We start from the raw sequence: 3359 nt of genomic DNA, 5'->3' as shown, positions 1-3359 counted from the left end.
GGCAGGTCCGCCCCGGCTCGCCGACCTCGCCGGCCTCGCCGACCTCACCGGCCTCGCCGACCTCGCCGACCGACCCCGACGCCCCGGGTGGCGTTCGTCGCAGTTGACCCCCGCACCCGCACCCCCTCACTACCCTCGGTGGAGTCGTCCGGTACCCCCCAACGGGACTGGAACGTCCTGAAGGAGCAACGTCGCATGGACGCGACCCCCCGCCCCGCGCGCCTTGCCGCGGGCGTCATCTCGGCAGGCCGGGTGGGCTCGGTGCTCGGCGCCGCCCTCACCAGGGCCGGTCACACCGTCACCGCGGTCTCCGCCGTCTCGGCCGCCTCCCTGCGCAGGGCCGACGCCCTGCTCCCCGACGTCCCCGTGCTGCCCCCGCCCGACGTGGCCGCGGGCGCCGACCTGGTCCTGCTCGCCGTCCCCGACGACGAGCTGCCCGGACTGGTCAGGGGCCTGGTGGCCACCGGCTCGCTGCGCGCCGGCCAGATCGTGGTGCACGTCAGCGGCGCCCAGGGCGTCGCCGCGCTCGCCCCCGCCGCCGAGGTGGGCGCGCTGTGCCTGGCGCTGCACCCCGCCATGACCTTCACCGGCCGCCCCGAGGACGTCGACCGGGTCCGCGCCTGCACCTTCGGGGTCACCGCCGCCGACGGCGACGACATCGCCTGGAGCGTCGGCGAGGCCCTCGTCGTGGAGATCGGCGCCGAGGCCGTCCGGGTCCCCGAGTCCGCCCGCCCGCTCTACCACGCCGCCCTCACCCACGGCGCGAACCACCTGATGACCCTGGTCGCCGACTGCGCCGAGGCGCTGCGCGGCGCGGGCGTCGCCAACCCCGAGCGGGTCCTCGCGCCCCTCCTCGGGGCCGCGCTCGACAACGCCCTGCGGCACGGCGACCGCGCCCTCACCGGCCCCGTCGCCAGGGGTGACACCGGCACCGTCGCCAAGCACCTCGCCGTGCTGGCCGACCGCGCCCCCGGAACCCTGGACGCGTACCGCGCGCTCGCCAGGCGCACCGCAGACCGGGCCGAGTCCGCCGGGCTGCTCCCGGCCGACCGCGCCACCGACGTCCGCACCACCCTCGACGAGGACTGACCGATGACGAAGCCGCTGACCAAGGACGACTACACCCCCGGCGGGGTGACCGTGCACCGCGACCCCGAGCGGCTGCGCCGCGTCACCAGGGCGCTGCGCTCGGCGGGCCGCAACATCGCGCTCGTGCCCACCATGGGCGCGCTGCACGAGGGCCACCGCAGGCTCATCCGCGAGGCCCACGTCCTGCAGAACACCGTCGTGGTGGTGTCGGTGTTCGTGAACCCGACCCAGTTCGGCGAGGCCGCCGACCTGGAGCGCTACCCGCGCGACCTGGACGCCGACGTGGAGGTGTGCCGCCAGGAGCGCGCGCCGCTGGTGTTCGCCCCCGAGGTCGCCACCATGTACCCGGCGGGCAGCCAGGTGACCCTCGACCCCGGCCCGCTCGGCTCCGAGCTGGAGGGCGCCAGCAGGCCCGGCCACTTCGCGGGCGTGCTCACCGTCGTGTCGAAGCTGTTCAACATCGTGCAGCCCGACTACGCCCTGTTCGGCGAGAAGGACTACCAGCAGCTCTGCCTGATCGGGCGGATGGCCACCGACCTGAACGTGCCGACCGCCGTCGTCGGCGTGCCGACCGTGCGCGAGTCGGACGGGCTCGCCCTGTCCTCCCGCAACCGCTTCCTGTCCGAGTCCGAGCGGGAGAGCGCCACCGCGCTGTCCGCCGCGCTCGTCGCAGGCTCGCACGTGAGCGCGCAGGGCCCGGAGGCCGTGCTGTCCACCGCCCGCGCGACGCTCGACGCCGTGCCCGGCCTCGACCTGGACTACCTGGAGCTGCGCGCTCCCGACCTCGGGCCCGCGCCCGAGAACGGCGACGCCCGCCTGCTGGTGGCGGCCCGCGTCGGGTCGACCAGGCTGATCGACAACGTCCCCGTGCTGCTCGGCGCGGGCGACGAGTAGGGAGGAGCGCCGCCATGTTCCGCACGATGCTCAAGTCGAAGATCCACCGGGCCACCGTCACCCAGGCCGACCTGCACTACGTCGGCTCGGTCACCGTGGACGAGGACCTCATGGACGCCGCCGACCTGCTGGCGGGCGAGCAGGTCGCGATCGTGGACGTCACCAACGGGGCCCGCCTGGAGACCTACGTCATCCCCGGCGAGCGCGGCTCCGGCGTCATCGGCATCAACGGCGCCGCCGCGCACCTGGTGCACCCCGGCGACCTGGTCATCCTCATCGCCTACGGGTCCATGGACGACGCCGAGGCCCGCTCCTACCGGCCGCGCGTGGTGTTCGTCGACGCCGACAACAAGGTCGTGGAGCTGGGCTCGGACGCCGCGCGCGCCCCGGAGGGCTCCGGGCTGCTCAGCGGCGCGGTGACCGCGCAGGCGCTCGCCGAGACGGCCGACGCCGCCGCGCTCGACGCGCTCATCCAGAACCAGTAGGGGGAACACGGTGCTGCTCGTCATCGACGTCGGCAACACGAACATCGTCCTGGGCCTGTACGACGGCACCGGGGACTCCGCCGCGCTCGTGCACAGCTGGCGGATGCGCACCGACGCCAGGATGACCGCCGACGAGCTGGCGCTGACCATGCGCGGCCTGCTCGGCGAGTACGCGGACAAGATCACCGGCATCTCGGCGCTGTCCACCGTGCCCGCGGTGCTGCGCGAGCTGCGCGTGATGCTCGGCCGCTACTACGCCCAGGTGCCGAAGGTGCTGGTCGAGCCGGGCGTGCGCACCGGCGTCCCGCTGCTGGTGGACAACCCGAAGGAGGTCGGCTCCGACCGGGTCATCAACACGATGGCCGCGCACCACCTGCACAGCACCGCGTGCGTCGTGGTCGACTTCGGCACGTCCACCAACCTGGACGTCATCTCCGCCAAGGGCGAGTTCCTCGGCGGCGCGCTGGCGCCCGGCATCGAGATCTCGGTGGACGCGCTGGCCGCCCGCGCCGCGCAGCTGCACAAGGTCGAGCTGGTCCGGCCGCGCTCGGTGATCGGCAAGAACACCGTCGAGTGCCTCCAGTCCGGCATCGTCTACGGCTTCGTCGGCCAGGTCGACGGGCTGGTGCGGCGGATCGTGGAGGAGCTGGCCACCGTCGACCCCGGCCCGGTGACCGTGCTGGCCACCGGTGGCCTCGCGCCGCTGGTGGTGTCCGAGTCGACCGCGATCCAGATCCACGCGCCCGACCTGACCCTGCTGGGCCTGCGCCTGGTGTTCGAGCGCAACATGCGCTGACCCCGGCCCCGCGAACGGCCGCCGCCCCCCCGCCCCCCCCCCGGCCCCGGGGCGGCGGCCCCCCCGGCGCCCCCCCGGGCCGCGGGCCCATCCCC

The 3359-nt window shown here is 74.9% G+C and carries 4 protein-coding genes; all 4 read left to right on the top strand.

Going from position 1 to position 3359, the window contains the following annotated elements; genetic code table 11:
- Positions 1-195: 195 nt before the first annotated feature.
- From ACTUAL_RS02725 to ACTUAL_RS02710, 4 genes are read left to right on the top strand one after another with little or no spacing between them, the layout of a single operon-like run.
- Positions 196-1089 (top strand): Rossmann-like and DUF2520 domain-containing protein, encoded by an 894-nt coding sequence (locus ACTUAL_RS02725; RefSeq protein ID WP_096491188.1) that lies wholly within the window; start codon positions 196-198, stop codon positions 1087-1089.
- A gap of 3 nt (positions 1090-1092) precedes the next feature.
- Complete coding sequence (gene panC / locus ACTUAL_RS02720) at positions 1093-1983, top strand: pantoate--beta-alanine ligase (RefSeq protein ID WP_096491189.1); 891 nt, start codon at positions 1093-1095, stop codon at positions 1981-1983.
- A 14-nt stretch (positions 1984-1997) separates the two neighbouring features.
- Positions 1998-2468 carry an aspartate 1-decarboxylase gene (gene panD, locus ACTUAL_RS02715; protein WP_096491190.1) on the top strand — a complete coding sequence of 157 codons (471 nt, stop codon included), beginning with the start codon at positions 1998-2000 and terminating at the stop codon, positions 2466-2468.
- A gap of 10 nt (positions 2469-2478) precedes the next feature.
- Positions 2479-3264, top strand: a complete 786-nt coding sequence (locus ACTUAL_RS02710; protein WP_096491191.1) for a type III pantothenate kinase — start codon at positions 2479-2481, stop codon at positions 3262-3264.
- Positions 3265-3359 lie beyond the last annotated feature (95 nt).

The sequence above is a fragment of the Actinosynnema sp. genome, from assembly GCF_052038725.1.
Note: the sequence above shows the minus strand (reverse complement) of the source record. Positions and strands in the feature narration are given on the sequence as shown.